Below are 16,098 nucleotides of genomic sequence, written 5' to 3' on the forward strand. Positions count from 1 at the left end.
CGGACGGGCTTGCGTGAATTCCTGTCGCGTAATCCGCGCTGCGCGCCGCGCAATTCGTGCTGCGTGCCGCGGAATTCGTGCCGTATTTCCGGGAACGAAAAAGCCGCGCGCCCCAAAGGGGACGCGCGGCTCTGCCGTACTGCTTCGTCTGTGCGTCAGACGGTCTCGGGAAGCTCCTCGAGGCCCTCGGCGACCAGCTTCGCCAGCCGGTCGAGCGCGGCGTCCGCGCCCTCGGCGTCGGAGGCCAGCACGATCTCCTCGCCGCCCTGCGCGCCCAGGCCGAGCACGGCCAGCATGGAGGCGGCGTTGACGGGGTTGCCGTCGGCCTTGGCGATCGTCACGGGAACGCCGGCCGCCGTGGCAGCGCGGACGAAGATGGAAGCGGGGCGGGCGTGGAGGCCCTCGGCCCAGCCGACGTTGACGCGGCGCTCAGCCATGTGATGCTGCCCTTCAGGTGACTCACGGTTGTCTAGACCAGTGTTCCATATCGGGGGCGGTGCGTGACGCGGACCCAGGTCCTCGCCCGCACAGCCCTTCGGTCCTCCATAGAGTGCCTTCCGGGCGTACCGGCCGCGACCCGTACGACGGGACGCCTTCTGTCGGTGGCCGGCCCTACTCTTGCGACATGGAGACTCCGTCGGACCGCCATGCGTACCCCGCCCACTGGGAGGCCGACGTAGTGCTGCGCGACGGCGGCACCGCGCGGATCAGGCCCATCACCACCGCGGACGCCGAGCACCTGACCAGTTTCTACGAACAGGTCTCGGACGAGTCGAAGTACTACCGGTTCTTCGCGCCCTACCCGCGGCTGTCCGCCAAGGACGTGCACCGCTTCACCCATCACGACTACGTGGACCGGGTCGGCCTCGCCGCGACCGTGGGCGGCGAGTTCATCGCCACGGTGCGCTACGACCGGATCAACGAGCACGGCATGCCCGCGACCGCGCCCGCCGACGAGGCGGAGGTCGCCTTCCTCGTGCAGGACGCCCACCAGGGCCGCGGCGTCGCCTCCGCCCTCCTGGAGCACATCGCGGCCGTCGCGCGGGAGCGCGGCATCCGCCGCTTCGCCGCCGAGGTGCTCCCCGCCAACACCAAGATGATCAAGGTGTTCCGGGACGCCGGATACACGCAGAAGCGCAGTTTCGAGGACGGCGTCGTCCGCCTGGAGTTCGACATCGAACCCACCGAGGCCTCCCTCGCGGTGCAGCACGCGCGCGAGCAGCGCGCGGAGGCCCGCTCGGTGCAGCGCCTGCTCGCCCCGGGCTCCGTCGCCGTGATCGGCGTCGGGCGGGCGCCCGGGGGAGTGGGCCGCAGCGTTCTCGACAACCTCAGGGACGCGGGCTTCACCGGCCGCCTCTACGCGGTCAACCAGGCGTTCGAGGACGACCTCACCGAGATCGACGGCGTGCCCGCCCACCGCTCCGTACGCGACATCGACGCGGCCGAGCCCGTCGACCTGGCCGTCGTCGCCGTCCCCGCCCCCGACGTCCCCGAGGTCGTCGCCGAGTGCGGCGAGCGCGGCGTCCAGGGCCTCGTCGTGGTCTCCGCCGGATACGCGGAGACGGGCGCCGAGGGCCGCGAGCGCCAGCGCGCCCTGGTCCGCCAGGCCCGCAGTTACGGCATGCGCATCGTGGGACCGAACGCGTTCGGGATCGTCAACACCTCCCCGGACGTCCGGCTCAACGCGTCGCTCGCCCCCGAGATGCCGCGCCCCGGCCGCATCGGCCTGTTCGCCCAGTCCGGCGCCATCGGCATCGCCCTCCTGTCCCGCCTGCACCGCAGGGGCGGCGGCGTCACCGGCGCCAGCGGCGTCTCCACGTTCGTCTCCGCGGGCAACCGCGCGGACGTCTCCGGGAACGACGTGCTCCAGTACTGGTACGACGACGCGGACACCGACGTCGCGCTCATGTACCTCGAATCGATCGGCAACCCGCGCAAGTTCACCCGCCTCGCCCGCCGCACCGCCGCCGCCAAGCCCCTGGTCGTCGTCCAGGGAGCCCGGCACAGCGGCATCGCACCCACCGGGCACGCCGTGCGGGCCACCCGCCTCCCGTACGCCACCGTCTCCGCGCTGCTCCGGCAGGCGGGCGTCATCCGGGTCGACACGATCACCGAACTCGTCGACACCGGACTCCTGTTGGCCCGTCAGCCGCTCCCCGAGGGGCCGCGTGTCGCCATCCTCGGCAACTCGGAGTCGCTCGGTCTCCTCACCTACGACGTGTGCCTCTCCGAAGGGCTGCGCCCCAAGCCGCCCCAGGACCTCACGACGGCCGCCTCCGCCGCCGACTTCCGGGCCGCCCTGGAGCAGGCACTGGCCGACGAGAAGACGGACGCCGTCGTCGTCACCGCCATACCGGCCGTCGGCGAGAGCCCCTCCGAGGACGCGGAGCTCGCGGCCGCCCTGAGCGCCGCCGCGGCCACCGGCCCCACGAAGCCGGTACTCGTCGTCCACGTCGAACTCGGCGGCCTCGCCGAAGCCCTCTCCGCCGCCGCCAGCACGGGGCCCAACGCACCGCGGCAGCGCACCACGCCCGAGACGGCCACCGAGGACGCGCCGCTGCTCGCCCAGCCGGAGCTCGCCCCGCGCCTCATCCCCGCCTACCCGGCAGCCGAGCGCGCCGTCCGCGCGCTCTCCCAGGCGGCCAGGTACGCGCAATGGCGACGCGACGCCGCCGAGCCCGGCAAGGTGCCCGAGCACGACTCCGTCGACGAGCAGGGCGCCGCCGACCTCATCGCGGAACTGCTCGCCAAGGACAGCGACCCCAAGGGCACCGACCTCGCCCCGGAGGACGCCCAGGCGCTGCTGTCCCGCTACGGCATCGACGTACGGCGCACGCTGCCCGCGCGCGACCCGGACGAGGCCGCGCAGGCCGCGCGCACCCTCGGCTACCCGGTTGCCCTGAAGACGACGGCCCCGCACCTGCGGCACCGCCCCGACCTCGGCGGCGTACGCCTGGACATCTCCAGCGAGCCGGAGCTGCGGCGCGCCTACGAGGACCTGACCGAGCGGCTCGGCAAGCCCGCCGAGCTGCGTCCCGTGGTGCAGGCGATGGCACCGCGCGGCGTCGACACCGTCGTCCGGGCCGTCATAGACCCGGCCGCGGGCGCCGTGCTCTCCTTCGGCCTCGCCGGCGCCGCCTCCGAACTGCTCGGGGACACCGCGCACCGGCTGATCCCGGTGACCGACAAGGACGCGCAGGCGGTCGTCCGGTCGATCAAGACGTCTCCGATCCTGTTCGGCTGGCGCGGCGCCGCCCCCGTGGACACTCCGGCGCTCGAGGAACTGCTCCAGCGGGTGTCACGCCTGGTCGACGACCACCCCGAGGTCGTCGGCGTCTCCCTGGAACCCGTCGTGGTGGCCGAGCGCGGGCTCACCGTTCTGGGCGCCTCCGTCCGGCTCGCGCCGCCGCCCGCGCGCGACGACCTCGGCCCCCGCACCCTGCCCGTCGCGTACTGAGATCGGCACGTGACGAGCCCTCACGGAGAGTTATCCACAGGGGCACCGGCAGTCTCTTTTCGGGCCTTAGGATGGACCCCATGGCCAAGACCAGTACGACGACCCAAGGGCTGCGAGCGGCGATCGAGCGCAGCGGCTACTACCCGGCTCTCGTGGCCGAGGCGGTGGAGGCCGCGGTCGGCGGCGAGCCGATCTCGTCGTATCTGGTGCACCAGGAGACCACGTTCGACGCGAACGAGGTGCGCAGGCACGTCACCGTCCTGGTCCTGACCGACAGCCGCTTCATCGTCAGCCACACCGACGAGCAGGCCGCCGACAGCACGTCCCCGACGCCGTACGCGACGACGTCCACGGAGTCCGTGCAGATCGGCCGGATCTCGTCGGTCGTGCTCAGCCGCGTCGTGGCGAACCCGGAGAAGTACGTGCCGGGCTCGCTGCCCCGCGAGGTCGTCCTCACCATCGGCTGGGGCGCCGTCTCCCGCATCGACCTGGAGCCCGCCTCCTGCGGCGACCCCAACTGCGAGGCGGACCACGGATACACGGGCAACACGACGGCGGACGACCTGAGCCTGCGCGTCAGCGAGGCCGGGGACGGCCCGGAGACCGTGCGCCAGGCCCTCACCTTCTCGCAGTCCCTCTCCGAGGCCATCGCGGACGCGGGCCGCCGATGACGCAGGCCGCCTGGGACGACGTAGAGCCGCTGCCCGTCCACTCCGCTCCCGTCCCGGCGTACGGCACCGGATCCCTCGCCGACCTGCTGCCCACCCTCGGCGCGCACCTGGGCCTGCCCGGCTGCGACGCCACGATCCCGGAGCTCCAGCCGGTCGACCGCGCCTGCATGTTCCTGATCGACGGCCTCGGCTGGGAGCAGCTGAAGGCACACCCGGACGAGGCCCCGTTCCTCAGCTCGCTCATATCGTCCTCGCGCGGCGGCACCGGCCGCCCGATCACCGCGGGCTACCCGGCGACGACCGCGACGTCCCTCGCCTCCGTGGGCACGGGACTGCCGCCCGGCGCGCACGGCCTGCCCGGGTACACGGTGCGCAACCCCGAGACCGGCGAGCTGATGAACCAGCTCCGCTGGAACCCCTGGACCCCGCCGCAGGTCTGGCAGCCGTATCCGACGATCTTCCAGCGCGCGCACGAGGCGGGCGTCCACACGGCGCAGGTGTCCGCGCCGCACTTCGAGACGACGCCGCTCACCAAGATCGCCCTCAGTGGTGGCACGTTCTACGGCCGCCTCTCCGGCGAGGACCGCATGGACCTGGCCGCCGAGCAACTGGCGGCGGGCGACCGCTCGTTGGTCTACACGTACTACAGCGAGGTCGACGGCAAGGGGCACCGCTTCGGTGTCGACTCCGACCCCTGGCGCGGCCAGCTCATGTACGTCGACCGCCTCGCGCAGCGCCTCGCCGAGCAACTGCCGCCGCGCAGCGCCCTGTACGTCACCGCCGACCACGGCATGGTCGACATCGCCTTCGACGAGCAGACCCGCATCGATTTCGACGAGGACTGGGAACTGGGCGCGGGCGTCGCCCTGTTGGGCGGCGAGGGCCGCGCCCGCCATGTGTACGCCGTGCCGGGCGCCGCGGCCGACGTGCTCGCCGTCTGGCGCGACGTGCTCGGCGAGCAGTTCTGGGTCGCGTCGCGCGACGAGGCGATCGCCGCCGGCTGGTTCGGCCCCCAGGTGGACCAGCGGGTGTACGACCGCCTCGGCGACGTCATCGCCGCGGCCCGTGACGACGTGCTGCTCATCGCCTCGCGCAGCGAGCCGAAGGAATCCCTGATGGTCGGCAACCACGGCTCGATGACCCCGGCCGAGCAGCTCGTGCCGCTGCTGGAAGTCCGGACCCCCTGACCCGCGCCGTCCTTCCTCGTCGGCAACCCCCTCACGCAACGCGAAAGGTGCTCAACCTCCCATGCCCGAGCTGGTGTTCTTCTCCGGAACGATGGACTGTGGGAAGTCGACCCTCGCGCTCCAGATCGAGCACAACCGCTCGGCACGCGGCCTCCAGGGCCTGATCTTCACCCGCGACGACCGGGCGGGCGAGGGCAAGCTCTCCTCCCGCCTCGGCCTCGTCACGGACGCCGTGGAGGTCGCCGACGACCTGGACATCTACGCGTACGTGGTGGAGCACCTCTCGCAGGGCGGCAAGGTGGACTACGTGATCGCCGACGAGGCGCAGTTCCTGGCGCCCGAACAGATCGACCAGCTCGCCCGCGTCGTCGACGAACTGGAGCTCGACGTCTTCGCGTTCGGCATCACGACGGACTTCCGCTCCAAGCTGTTCCCCGGCTCGCAGCGCCTGGTCGAACTCGCGGACCGCGTCGAGGTGTTGCAGGTCGAGGCGCTGTGCTGGTGTGGCGCCCGCGCCACGCACAACGCCCGCACGGTCAACGGCGCGATGGTCGTCGAGGGCGCCCAGGTCGTCGTCGGCGACGTGAACCGCTCGGCGGACGAGATCGGCTACGAGGTGCTGTGCCGCCGCCACCACAGCCGCCGGATGACGAGCGCCACGGCGCACGCCGCGCAGCTCTCCCCGGACGTCCTGCCGGTCGGGCCGGCCTGAGTCGGCGCCGGGCCCGCACCCCCGGCGAAATCCTTCAAAGGCCCTGGGAGACCTCAGGACCGACCAGGGCGAACTCCGCCCCCTCCAGGTCCGCCACCGTGGCCACGCGGCCGTGTGTGCCCTCGCGCGCGGGCGACACCACGTGCCCGCCCAGGTCGGCGACGCGCTCCACCGCCTCGTCGAGGTCGGCGACCCGGAAGTACGTCATCCAGTGCGGGCCCCGGTCGCGCGGGAGCGCGTGTCCGACGCCGTGCACGGACGCCACCGGGGTGCCCTCCAAGTGCAGCGTCAGGAAGTCGAAGTCGGCGGAGACGACGGCCTCTTCGGTGTAGCCGAAGACCGCCTGGTAGAACTTCGCGACGCTCGCGGTCTCCCGCGTCACCAGCTCGTTCCACGCCATCGCGCCCGGCACGCCCGTCACCGCCGTGCCCACGTGCCCGGCCGCCTGCCAGAGGCCGAACACCGCGCCCCCCGGATCGGATCCGATCGCCATCCGGCCGGCCTCCCCGGCGTCCAGCGGGCCCACGCCCACCGTGCCGCCGCAGTGCCGCACCGTCTCGGCCGTCGCGTCCACGTCGTCCGAGGCCATGTACGGGGTCCAGGCGATCGGCAGCTGACGGTCGGGCGGCAGCTGGCCGATCCCGGCGACCTCCTTGCCGTCCAGCAGCGCCCGCACATAGGGGCCGAGCTGCTGCGGCCCGGGCCTGAACTCCCAGCCGAACAACGCCCCGTAGAACTCCTGGGTCGCGTCCATGCCGTGCACCATCAGGCTCACCCAGCAAGGGGTGCCGGGTGCGCGCCGGGCTGCTGCCTCGGTCATCGTCACTCTCTCCTCGAAACGGAACCCTCGGGCCCTCGGCTCGGGATCCCACAGTCGCGTGTCGCCCGTGCTGATGGTGGCACTCGGTGCCGCGCGGCGCTCCTCGGCCGCGCCGAACCGACGGGCTCCTTGCCGAGGATGCCCGAAAAGGTGTTTCGCATACGTTTCGGCGCCAAGCCCCGCCCTTGTCCGGACGTTCGACGCTCGGTAGTCGATCGAGCACGCTATACGACCAGGGGCGCGCGGGCCAGAGCATGAGCAAGGATGGGCCCATGAATGCCATCATCTCCGCAACCGAACTCGCGAGCGAGTTGACGGGGGAGCGGCCTCCCGTCCTGCTCGACGTCCGCTGGCAGCTCAGCCTCGCCAAGTCCGCCGGAGCGCCCGCGTTCGACGGCCCCGCCGAGTACGCGGCGGGACACATTCCGGGCGCGGTCTACGTCGACCTCGACACCGAACTCGCAGGTCACGCGGGCCCGGGCGAGGGGCGGCACCCGCTGCCCGACCTGGCGGACTTCGGCGCCGCGATGCGCGCTGCCGGCGTCTCGGCGGACCGCGACGTCGTGGTGTACGACGGCGGGCAGGGCTGGGCCGCGGCGCGCGCCTGGTGGCTGTTGCGCTGGACGGGTCACCCGTCCGTGCGAGTTCTCGACGGCGGGCTTGCCGCGTGGGACGGACCGCTGGAGACCGAGACCCCGGAAGGCCGGCTCGGCACCTTCGAACCTGCACCCGGTGCCACCGGTCTGCTGGACGCGGACGCCGCCGCGGAGCTGGCCCGTACCGGACTGCTCCTCGACGCCCGCGCCGCCGAGCGCTACCGCGGTGACGTGGAGCCCATCGACCGGGTCGGCGGCCACATCCCGGGCGCGGTGTCCGCGCCGACCACGGAGAACGTCGGCGAGGACGGCCGGTTCCGCCCGGCCGCCGAGCTCGCGGACCGCTTCAAGTCCCTTGGCGCGACCGGTGATCGCGGACAGGTCGGCGTCTACTGCGGCTCGGGCGTGTCGGCCGCGCACGAGATCCTGGCGCTCGCCGTGGCGGGCATCGACGCACAGCTGTACGTCGGTTCGTGGTCCCAGTGGTCCGCCGACGAGTCGCGCCCGGTCGCCACGGGCCCCGACCCGCAGTAACAGGCCGCCACAAGCCGCCCGTACGGGAAAGGGGCCCGCGCCGACTGAACGGCGTGGGCCCCTTCCTCGTACAAGAGGTGGGTTACTCGTACAACAGGTGGGCTACTCCTGCTTCTTGCGGCGCGTGCCGAACACGATCTCGTCCCAGCTCGGCACGGCCGCACGGCGGCCGGGGCGCACCCCGTCGGCCTCCGCCTGGCGGTCGGTGGTGCCGGTGAGGCGGTCGCGGTGGCCGGCGACGGAGCGCGGCATCAGGATGTCCGCGTACGCCGATCCGGCACCGGCCGACGCGGCGGGCGCCGGCGGCTCCTCCACCTCGGCGGCCGCGGGCGGCTCGGGCTCCTCCTGCGGCGGCTCGGGCGCCACGGCGGGGCGCTCGGGCACGGCGGAGGGGCGCTCGGGCACCGCGAGGTCCCCGCGGTAGCTGGGCACGGCCTCCAGGAGGCTGGTCAGCGAGTCGCGCTCCGGCGACGCCGAGGAGGCGATCGCGGGCAGCTCCGTCTCCTCGGGCTCCGGCTCCGCGGGCGGCGTCGGACGCTCGAGCTGGCGGTCCAGGGCACGGTCGAGCGGGCGGTCCCGGGGGAGCCGCGCGATCCGCGGCACGAACGGGAACGTGGGTTCGGGCGTGCCGATGTCGTCGGACTCGCCGATCAGCGAGCGCGCCTCGTCGTCCACGGCCTGGACGAGCCTGCGGGGCGGGTCGTACGTCCAGCTCGCCGAGTGCGGTTCGCCCGCGACCCGGTAGACGAGGAGGACTTCCCAGGTGCCGTCGTCCCGGCGCCAGGAGTCCCACTGGACGGTGTCCTTGTCGGTGCCGCGCATCAGGAGGCGCTCCTGTACCGCCTCGCCGAGCTGGGGTCCGGCGTTCTCGCCGGGGCGGCGCACGGGAGTCTTCCTGGCGCGCTCGGCCATGAACGCGCGCTCCGCGAGCACGGGGCCCTCGAAACGGCGCACCCGGTCGACCGGGATGCCGGCGAACTGGGCGACCTCTTCCGCGGTCGCGCCGGCCCGTATACGCGCTTGGATGTCGCGCGGGCGGAGGTGGCTCTCCACCTCGATCTCGATCTGGCCGAGGCGCGGACGGTCGCCGCGTACGGCGGCCCGGAGGCGCTCGTCGATCGGCAGCGTGTACTCCGTGCTGTCCGCAGCCTTCAGCACCAGCCGTGTGCCGTCGTTAGAGACGGCCACGACACGCAGTTCGGGCATGGGGACCTCCCGGGTGGTGCCTGCCGACGTCACGTGCGTCGCTGCTTCCGCTAGTCGAGTGTGGCCTGCCCGGGTGCAGCCTGCCACAACCTTGCCGAGTTGCCCGGCGTGTCGGGCATGGGCCCTGGATCGCCGTTATGGCACGGTTACCTATTCGCAACGCTAAGTGACGGACTCCGTCACCCTGTGCAGCGAACCCCCTCCCCGCGGTCCTGGCAGGACCCGAGCACCCTGGCGGGAGACCGGACCCAGGGCTCGCAACAGTACTCCATTCGGGCCACTTGCGTGGATCGGCACGCCGCCGAAGTTCTGCCGGGGGGCGGTAGTTGAGGCCGGGAGCTCCCGAACGTGGCGCGGAATGTGCGGGCCTCGCGTGTTCTGCTTCACGAAATCTGCAGAACCGGAACTGGTTCCTCCCTCGAAACGTCCTTTCTCGTGCGACCCAAGGAGTTCGCTTACTCTTGGGGGCTTCGCTATGGCATGGGTGGTTTTGTCGAGAAAGGCAGGCTAGGTCTGAGCATGGGCAAGAGGCCGGAGATCCCCGAGGACATATCCGATGACGCGGGGGAGAAGTCCAAGGAGAAACGGCTGGATCTGAGCGTGCCTCAGGTGGCGGGCAGTGCGGTCGCCGCCGTGGTGGCCGCCAAGCTCGCCTCCGGCCTCGGCGTCTACGGGACGATCCTCGGCGCCGGCGTGGTCAGCGCCCTCGCCACCTGCGGAGGCACGCTCTTCCAGCACTTCTTCCGGCGCACCGGCGAGCAGATACGCGACGTCCGGGTGCCCAAGCCCAAGACCCGGCGCGTCCCGGTGACGGCGCAGGGCACCCCGGTGCCCCGTACGTTCCGCTCGGACTCCTCGATGGACGCCACGCGCGCGATGGCCACGGGGGACGAGCCGCCCGCCGCGCGGCCCGCCATGACGGCGCTGCCGACCACGACCACGTGGGGGATGCCGTCCGCGTCCGCCGCCGACGCCGCGGAGACCACCGCGCTGCCGCAGGTCTCCGCCACCGACGGGACGCAGCTCCTCGACACCGGCGCGGTGGCGGACCTGCTGCCCGACGAGGACGCGGAGGGCGCCGCGGACGCCGACAAGACGCAGCTGCTCAGGGCGGACGCGGTCGACCAGGCCACGCAACTGCTCAGGCCCGAGGCGGCCGACCAGGCCACGCGCGTGCTGCGGGTCACGGACGGCGGACCGGGCACCGACGGCCCCGACGACGTGGACCTCGGTGACGAGTTCACCGAGGGCACCGTGCACCGCTCCCGCGTCAAGAGCTGGAAGCGGCCGCTGATCGCCGCGGCGCTCGTCTTCGGCGTCACCATGTGCGGCATCACCACGTACGAACTGGTGTCGGGCCACACCTTCGGTGGCAGCGGCGGTGGCACCACCATCGGCGACGCCTTCAAGGGCCGGAGCTCGACGTCCGACAGCGGGCCCACCCCGGACACCTCGCAGACCCCGTCCGACACCAGCAGCACCGGCTCGGACTCCGGCACCCAGCAGAACGACGGCTCGGCCACCACCGACCCGGGCTCCAGTGCCACGCCCTCGACCGGTGCCACGGACGGCTCCGGGACGGGCTCGGGATCGGACTCCGGTTCGGAGAGCGGATCCTCGGACTCGGGCTCCGACTCGGGTTCCGGCTCCGGCTCGGACTCCGGTTCGGACAGCGGGTCGTCCGACTCCGGCTCCGACTCGGGCTCGGACAGCGGATCCGACTCCGGTTCGGACAGCGGCGCCACCCCCAGCCCCGCGCCCACCCAGGGCTCGACCACCCAGCCGCAGGCCGGGTGACCGGTTCGAGGATCAGTCGCCGAGGACCCGCCGCAGATAGGCATTGCCGAACACGCGGTCCGGGTCCAGGCGGTCGCGCAGCGCCGTGAACTCGCCGAAGCGCGGGTACGCGCGCGCGAAGTACTCGGCGTCGCGCGTGTGCATCTTGCCCCAGTGGGGGCGGCCCTCATGGGCGGTGAAGATCTGCTCGGCCGCTGTGAAGTACCGGTGGTAGGGCGTGCCCTTGTACATGTGCACGGCGACATAGGCGGTGTCGCGGTCGGACGCCGTGGACAGCGCGATGTCGTCGGCCGGGGCGGTGCGGACCTCGACGGGGAAGCTGATCCGCAGACGTGACCGGTCAACCATGGACTTCAACTCGCGCAACGTGTCCACCAGGGCCGCGCGCGGAACCGCGTACTCCATCTCCACGAAACGCACCCGGCGCGGCGATGTGAAGACCTTGTAGGGGATGTCCGTGTACGTACGGGAGGACAGCGCCCTGCTGGAGACCTTGGCGATCGACGGGATCGTGGCGGGCACGGCGCGGCCGATGGTGTTGACCACCTGGAACAGGCCGTTGGAGAGCAGCTCGTCCTCGACGAAGCCGCTGAGCTTCGAGACCGGGGCCTCCGGGCCCGCGCTGCGGTTGTTGCGCTTGGTGTTGCAGTTGCCCGTGTGCGGGAACCAGTAGAACTCGAAGTGCTCGTTCTCGGCGTGCAGCTCGTCGAAGTCCGTGAGCACCCGGTCGAGGCTCATCGGCTCCTCGCGCGCGGAGAGCAGGAAGATCGGCTCCACGGCGAAGGTGATCGCCGTGACGATGCCGAGGGCGCCGATGCCGATCCGGGCGGCGGCGAAGACCTCGGGGTTCTCCTTCTCGGAACAGGTGAGGAGCTCACCGCTCGCGGTGACCAGCTCGAGGCCCTTGATCTGCGCGGCGATCGACGCGGAGTCGCGGCCCGTGCCGTGCGTGCCGGTGCTGGTGGCGCCGGAGACGGTCTGCTCCATGATGTCGCCCATGTTCGTGAGCGACAGGCCCTCGCGGGCCAGGGCCATGTTGAGTCGCTTGAGCGGTGTACCGGCCTCGACCGTGACGGTCCCGTTCTCCCGGTCAATGCTGCGTATGCCGGTCAACAGTTGAGGGCGTATCAAGACGCCGTCCGTCGCGGCCGCCGCGGTGAAGGAGTGGCCCGAGCCGACGGCCTTCACCTTCAGGCCGTCCTCCGCCGCGGCGCGCACCGCCGCGGTCAGCTCCTCGACGGAGGCCGGGGCCACTTCGCGTACGGGGCGTGAGGTGACGTTCCCCGCCCAGTTACGCCAGGCTTGGCTGTTCGTCCGGCTGCCCGTCTGCGTGCCCGGCGTGCCCCTCAGTGCCCTGCTCATCGGTGCTTCCTCCCCGCTGCGGAACCGGCCGCTTCAGCCGGCGGTAGCCCAGGAGCCCCACGAGGACCGCGACGCCGCCGGAGACTCCCGGCACCGCGTACCCGGCGTCCGCACCGGCCGCGTCGATCACCCAGCCGGCCACGGAGGAACCGAGCGCGACGCCGACCGAGAGTCCGGTGCTCACCCAGGTCATGCCCTCGGTCAGCTTCGCGCGAGGTACGTGCTGCTCGACGAGGGCCATCGTCGTGATCATCGTCGGTGCGACGGACAGGCCCGCGACGAAGAGCGCCACGGCCAGGAGTGGCAGGTTCCCGACCAGTTGGAGGGGGATCATACTCACGGCCATCGTGACGACACCCACCAGCCACCTGGGGGCGGGCGCCCCCTTGAAGTGCAGCAGGCCGAACAGGGCACCGGCGAGGCAGGAGCCCGCCGCGTACACGGCGAGCACCACGCTGGCCGACGACTTGTGCCCGAGGTCCTCGGCGAAGGCCACGGTGACCACGTCGATCGACCCGAAGATCGCGCCCGTCGCGACGAAGGTCGCCACCAGGACCTGCAAGCCGCCCGCGCGGAGCGCCGATCCGGGGCTGTGCTGCTCACGCGGGTGCGGCACCGGCTCGGTGGCCCGCTGCGAGGTCAGCCAGAAGACGCCGACCGCGAGGAAACAGCCCGCCAGAAGGGGACCCGCCTCCGGGAACCACACCGTGGACAGGCCGATCGAGATGATCGGCCCGAACACGAAGCACACCTCGTCCAGGACCGACTCGAAGGAGTACGCGGTGTGCAGCTGCCGCGGCACGCTCCCGTAGAGGGCCGCCCAGCGCGCCCGGATCATCGATCCCACGCTCGGCACACAGCCCACGAGGGCGGCGCAGGCGAAGAGGGTCCAGTCCGGCGCCTCGTACTTGGCGCACAGCAGGAGCCCGGCGACCGCGACGAGCGAGACCAGCGTGGCCGGGCGGAGCACACGCCGCTGGCCGTGCCGGTCGACGAGCCGGGAGATCTGGGGGCCGATCAGCGCGGCGGAGAGCGCCACCGTCGCGGACAGGGCGCCGGCAAGCCCGTAGCGCCCGGTCAGCTGGGAGACCATCGTGACGATGCCGATGCCCATCATCGACAGCGGCATACGGCCGAGCAGCCCCGCCGCGGAGAAACTCTTGGTTCCGGGCAGGGCGAAGATGGCGCGATAGGGACTGGGCAACTCGACTCCGGTAAGGCGTAAAAGCGGTCGATACAGCTTACGCGCGCCGCGACGCGGGGACACGCGGTTTTCCGCCTGTCAGTGCCGGGTGGCAGGATCGAAGTCATGCCAGACGCGCACGCTGCCAGCCCCGACGCCCGCCCCTACGACGCCCTGCTGCTGCTCTCGTTCGGCGGCCCCGAAGGCCCCGACGACGTCGTCCCGTTCCTGGAGAACGTGACGCGCGGCCGGGGCATCCCCAAGGAGCGGCTCAAGGAGGTCGGGCAGCACTACTTCCTGTTCGGCGGGGTCAGCCCCATCAACGACCAGAACAGGGCGCTGCTCGACGCCCTGCGCAAGGACTTCGCCGACCACGGCCTGGAGCTGCCGGTCTACTGGGGCAACCGGAACTGGGCGCCGTACCTGACGGACACCCTGCGCGAGATGGTCACCGACGGCCACCGCCGCGTCCTCGTCCTCGCCACCAGCGCCTACGCCTCGTACTCGGGCTGCCGCCAGTACCGCGAGAACCTCGCGGACGCGCTCGCGACCCTGGAGGCAGAGGGCCTGGAGCTGCCGAAGATCGACAAGCTGCGGCACTACTTCAACCACCCCGGCTTCGTTCGCCCCATGATCGACGGCGTCCTGAAGTCCCTCGCCGACCTTCCCGAGGACGTCAGGGACGGCGCGCACATCGCGTTCACCACGCACTCCATCCCGACCGCGGCGGCCGACACCTCCGGGCGCACCGAGGAGCACGGCGACGGCGGCGCGTACGTGAAGCAGCACCTGGACGTCGCGCGGCTCATCGCGGACGCGGTGCGCGAGGAGACCGGCGTCGACCACCCCTGGCAGCTCGTCTACCAGTCGCGCTCCGGCGCCCCGCACATCCCGTGGCTCGAGCCCGACATCTGCGACCACCTGGAGGAGCGCCACGCGGCGGGCGTCCCGGCCGTCGTCATGGCGCCCATCGGCTTTGTCTCGGACCACATGGAGGTCCTCTACGACCTCGACACCGAGGCCGAGGCTAAGGCCGCGGAGCTGGGCCTGCCGGTGCGCCGCTCCGCCACCGTCGGAGCCGACCCCCGCTTCGCCGCCGCCGTACGGGAGTTGACCCTGGAGCGGGCCGCCACCGAGCGGGACGAGGCCGTCACGCCCTGCGCCCTGGGCGCGCTCGGCGCGAGCCACGACCTGTGCCCCGTGGGCTGCTGCCCCGCCCGCACCCCCAAGCCCGCTGCGGCCGGCGCCGACAGCCCGTACGCGTAAGGACAGTCACGTGACCGACCCCAAGGCCCCTGAGGCCTCCATGGCCGCCCCCGCCGCCGACGAGCTCGCGTCCCTCAAGGCGGAGCTGCTCGAGGTCGCCCTGGAGGCGGCCGGCCGAGCCGGTGTGTTCCTGCGCGACGGCAGGCCCGAGGACCTCGGCGTCGCCGCCACCAAGACGAGCGCCGTCGACGTCGTCACCGAGATGGACATCGCGTCCGAGAAGCTGATCACGGACTACCTGGCCGAGCGCCGCCCCGACGACGGGGTGCTCGGCGAGGAGGGCGCCTCCAGCGAGGGCACCAGCGGCGTCCAGTGGGTGATCGACCCCATCGACGGCACCGTCAACTACCTGTACGGGCGCCCCGAGTGGTCCGTCTCCATCGCGGCCCGCAAGGACGGCGAGACGATCGTCGGCGTCGTCGCCGCCCCGATGCGCGGCGAGACCTACCGGGCGGTCCTCGGCGGGGGCGCGTTCGTGAACGACAGGCCCGCGCGCACGCGCGTGGCGCCGCCTCTCGAACAGGCCCTGGTCGGCACCGGATTCGGCTACCTGGAGGCGCGCCGCGCCCGCCAGGCCGAGGTGCTGGGCAAGCTGGTGCCGCGCGTGCGCGACATCCGGCGCGGCGGCTCTGCCGCGATCGACCTGTGCGACGTGGCGGTCGGCCGCCTCGACGCCTACTACGAACGCGGCCTGAACCCCTGGGACTTCGCGGCGGGCGACCTCATCGCGCGCGAGGCGGGCGCCCGTACCGGCGGCCGCCCCGGAGAGGCGCTCTCGCCGGAGCTGACGGTCGCGGCGCCTCCCGGCGTCTTCGAGCCGCTCCAGAACTGGCTGGAAGAGCTCGGCGCCTGGCACGACTGACCGTTCCGCCTCCCGGCACGCAACGGCACAGCGGCACTGCACGCGCGAGCGCGTACGGGGCCGAGCACACACGAAAGGGCCCCGGCGCCCGCCTGGATCGAACCAGGCGCCGGGGCCCTCTGCGCGCGTGCGTCAGACGCTCGAGGCGTGAACCTCCACGCCGTGCTCGGCGGCCAGGCGGCGGAGGTCGTCCAGCTCGCCCTGCTCGACCTCTGCGAGGAAGTCGTCACCGGTCTCGCGCGCCCGCGTCAGGTCGGTCTCGGCCGCCCTAATGCGCTGCAGAAGTCCTGCCGTGAATGCGTCCATGGTTGCGCCCCCTCGTCCTGGGTCGTGGGTCGGTGGCACGGGGGTGTGCCCTAGGAAGGGTCGATCACGTCCCGAGTCGCCCCTGGCGGGTGTGCGGTCTCGACAGCGGCTCGTGGCATGCCACATACAAAGCGTGATC

The 16,098-nt window shown here is 72.4% G+C and carries 14 protein-coding genes; 8 read left to right on the forward strand and 6 right to left on the reverse strand.

Going from position 1 to position 16,098, the window contains the following annotated elements; all coding sequences use genetic code 11:
• Positions 1-155: 155 nt before the first annotated feature.
• Positions 156-437, reverse strand: a complete 282-nt coding sequence (locus ACTWJ8_RS28565) for an HPr family phosphocarrier protein (RefSeq protein ID WP_030021209.1) — start codon at positions 435-437, stop codon at positions 156-158.
• Between the two features lie 188 nt (positions 438-625).
• On the opposite strand from ACTWJ8_RS28565, the gene ACTWJ8_RS28570 reads away from it, so the two are divergent.
• The 4 genes from ACTWJ8_RS28570 (at position 626) to ACTWJ8_RS28585 (ending at position 6,027) form a co-directional block, all read left to right on the forward strand.
• Positions 626-3,457 carry a bifunctional acetate--CoA ligase family protein/GNAT family N-acetyltransferase gene (locus ACTWJ8_RS28570; protein WP_443260619.1) on the forward strand — a complete coding sequence of 944 codons (2,832 nt, stop codon included), beginning with the start codon at positions 626-628 and terminating at the stop codon, positions 3,455-3,457.
• Positions 3,458-3,528: 71 nt separating this feature from the next.
• A complete protein-coding gene (locus ACTWJ8_RS28575) occupies positions 3,529-4,128 on the forward strand; it encodes a DUF5998 family protein (protein WP_356378240.1) in 600 nt (199 codons plus the stop codon).
• The gene (locus ACTWJ8_RS28580; protein WP_443260620.1) at positions 4,125-5,315 is read left to right on the forward strand and encodes an alkaline phosphatase family protein; all 1,191 of its coding nucleotides are present in this window, start codon (positions 4,125-4,127) and stop codon (positions 5,313-5,315) included. The genes ACTWJ8_RS28575 and ACTWJ8_RS28580 overlap by 4 nt, the downstream gene beginning before the upstream one ends.
• A 61-nt stretch (positions 5,316-5,376) precedes the next feature.
• On the forward strand, positions 5,377-6,027 hold the full coding sequence (locus tag ACTWJ8_RS28585; RefSeq protein ID WP_443260621.1) for a thymidine kinase: 651 nt from the start codon (positions 5,377-5,379) through the stop codon (positions 6,025-6,027).
• Positions 6,028-6,061: 34 nt separating this feature from the next.
• Here ACTWJ8_RS28585 and ACTWJ8_RS28590 read toward each other — a convergent pair whose 3' ends face one another.
• Positions 6,062-6,847 (reverse strand): VOC family protein, encoded by a 786-nt coding sequence (locus ACTWJ8_RS28590; protein WP_356378249.1) that lies wholly within the window; start codon positions 6,845-6,847, stop codon positions 6,062-6,064.
• A 272-nt stretch (positions 6,848-7,119) separates the two neighbouring features.
• On the opposite strand from ACTWJ8_RS28590, the gene ACTWJ8_RS28595 reads away from it, so the two are divergent.
• The gene (locus tag ACTWJ8_RS28595) at positions 7,120-7,977 is read left to right on the forward strand and encodes a sulfurtransferase (RefSeq protein ID WP_356378251.1); all 858 of its coding nucleotides are present in this window, start codon (positions 7,120-7,122) and stop codon (positions 7,975-7,977) included.
• 102 nt (positions 7,978-8,079) lie between these two features.
• On the opposite strand, the gene sepH is transcribed toward ACTWJ8_RS28595, so the two are convergent.
• Complete coding sequence (sepH, locus tag ACTWJ8_RS28600) at positions 8,080-9,183, reverse strand: septation protein SepH (RefSeq protein WP_443260622.1); 1,104 nt, start codon at positions 9,181-9,183, stop codon at positions 8,080-8,082.
• 519 nt (positions 9,184-9,702) lie between these two features.
• On the opposite strand from sepH, the gene ACTWJ8_RS28605 reads away from it, so the two are divergent.
• Positions 9,703-10,980 carry a hypothetical protein gene (locus tag ACTWJ8_RS28605; RefSeq protein WP_443260623.1) on the forward strand — a complete coding sequence of 426 codons (1,278 nt, stop codon included), beginning with the start codon at positions 9,703-9,705 and terminating at the stop codon, positions 10,978-10,980.
• A gap of 12 nt (positions 10,981-10,992) precedes the next feature.
• On the opposite strand, the gene ACTWJ8_RS28610 is transcribed toward ACTWJ8_RS28605, so the two are convergent.
• Positions 10,993-12,342: a D-arabinono-1,4-lactone oxidase gene (locus ACTWJ8_RS28610; RefSeq protein ID WP_356378258.1), complete on the reverse strand. Its 1,350-nt coding sequence runs from the start codon at positions 12,340-12,342 to the stop codon at positions 10,993-10,995.
• Positions 12,272-13,546, reverse strand: coding sequence for an MFS transporter (locus ACTWJ8_RS28615; RefSeq protein ID WP_356378261.1), 1,275 nt, complete (start codon positions 13,544-13,546; stop codon positions 12,272-12,274). The genes ACTWJ8_RS28610 and ACTWJ8_RS28615 overlap by 71 nt, the downstream gene beginning before the upstream one ends.
• Before the next feature lie 105 nt (positions 13,547-13,651).
• Here ACTWJ8_RS28615 and ACTWJ8_RS28620 point away from each other — a divergent pair, with 105 nt between their 5' ends.
• Both ACTWJ8_RS28620 and ACTWJ8_RS28625 read left to right on the forward strand, forming a co-directional pair.
• Complete coding sequence (locus ACTWJ8_RS28620) at positions 13,652-14,791, forward strand: ferrochelatase (RefSeq protein WP_356378264.1); 1,140 nt, start codon at positions 13,652-13,654, stop codon at positions 14,789-14,791.
• Between the two features lie 40 nt (positions 14,792-14,831).
• Positions 14,832-15,653, forward strand: coding sequence for an inositol monophosphatase family protein (locus ACTWJ8_RS28625; RefSeq protein WP_356379663.1), 822 nt, complete (start codon positions 14,832-14,834; stop codon positions 15,651-15,653).
• A gap of 132 nt (positions 15,654-15,785) precedes the next feature.
• Here ACTWJ8_RS28625 and ACTWJ8_RS28630 read toward each other — a convergent pair whose 3' ends face one another.
• On the reverse strand, positions 15,786-15,959 hold the full coding sequence (locus tag ACTWJ8_RS28630) for a hypothetical protein (RefSeq protein WP_356378267.1): 174 nt from the start codon (positions 15,957-15,959) through the stop codon (positions 15,786-15,788).
• Between the last annotated feature and the right edge of the window lie 139 nt (positions 15,960-16,098).

The sequence above is a fragment of the Streptomyces sp. SDT5-1 genome (assembly GCF_052245995.1).
Classification (GTDB): Bacteria; Actinomycetota; Actinomycetes; order Streptomycetales; family Streptomycetaceae; genus Streptomyces.

Bases quoted from the DNA above. Each gene is read 5' to 3' on its own strand.
- ACTWJ8_RS28565 (WP_030021209.1), bottom strand. From the start codon at position 437: ATGGCTGAGCGCCGCGTCAACGTCGGCTGGGCCGAGGGCCTCCACGCC.
- ACTWJ8_RS28570 (WP_443260619.1), top strand. From the start codon at position 626: ATGGAGACTCCGTCGGACCGCCATGCGTACCCCGCCCACTGGGAGGCC.
- ACTWJ8_RS28575 (WP_356378240.1), top strand. From the start codon at position 3,529: ATGGACCCCATGGCCAAGACCAGTACGACGACCCAAGGGCTGCGAGCG.
- ACTWJ8_RS28580 (WP_443260620.1), top strand. From the start codon at position 4,125: ATGACGCAGGCCGCCTGGGACGACGTAGAGCCGCTGCCCGTCCACTCC.
- ACTWJ8_RS28585 (WP_443260621.1), top strand. From the start codon at position 5,377: ATGCCCGAGCTGGTGTTCTTCTCCGGAACGATGGACTGTGGGAAGTCG.
- ACTWJ8_RS28590 (WP_356378249.1), bottom strand. From the start codon at position 6,847: ATGACCGAGGCAGCAGCCCGGCGCGCACCCGGCACCCCTTGCTGGGTG.
- ACTWJ8_RS28595 (WP_356378251.1), top strand. From the start codon at position 7,120: ATGAATGCCATCATCTCCGCAACCGAACTCGCGAGCGAGTTGACGGGG.
- sepH (WP_443260622.1), bottom strand. From the start codon at position 9,183: ATGCCCGAACTGCGTGTCGTGGCCGTCTCTAACGACGGCACACGGCTG.
- ACTWJ8_RS28605 (WP_443260623.1), top strand. From the start codon at position 9,703: ATGGGCAAGAGGCCGGAGATCCCCGAGGACATATCCGATGACGCGGGG.
- ACTWJ8_RS28610 (WP_356378258.1), bottom strand. From the start codon at position 12,342: ATGAGCAGGGCACTGAGGGGCACGCCGGGCACGCAGACGGGCAGCCGG.
- ACTWJ8_RS28620 (WP_356378264.1), top strand. From the start codon at position 13,652: ATGCCAGACGCGCACGCTGCCAGCCCCGACGCCCGCCCCTACGACGCC.
- ACTWJ8_RS28625 (WP_356379663.1), top strand. From the start codon at position 14,832: ATGGCCGCCCCCGCCGCCGACGAGCTCGCGTCCCTCAAGGCGGAGCTG.
- ACTWJ8_RS28630 (WP_356378267.1), bottom strand. From the start codon at position 15,959: ATGGACGCATTCACGGCAGGACTTCTGCAGCGCATTAGGGCGGCCGAG.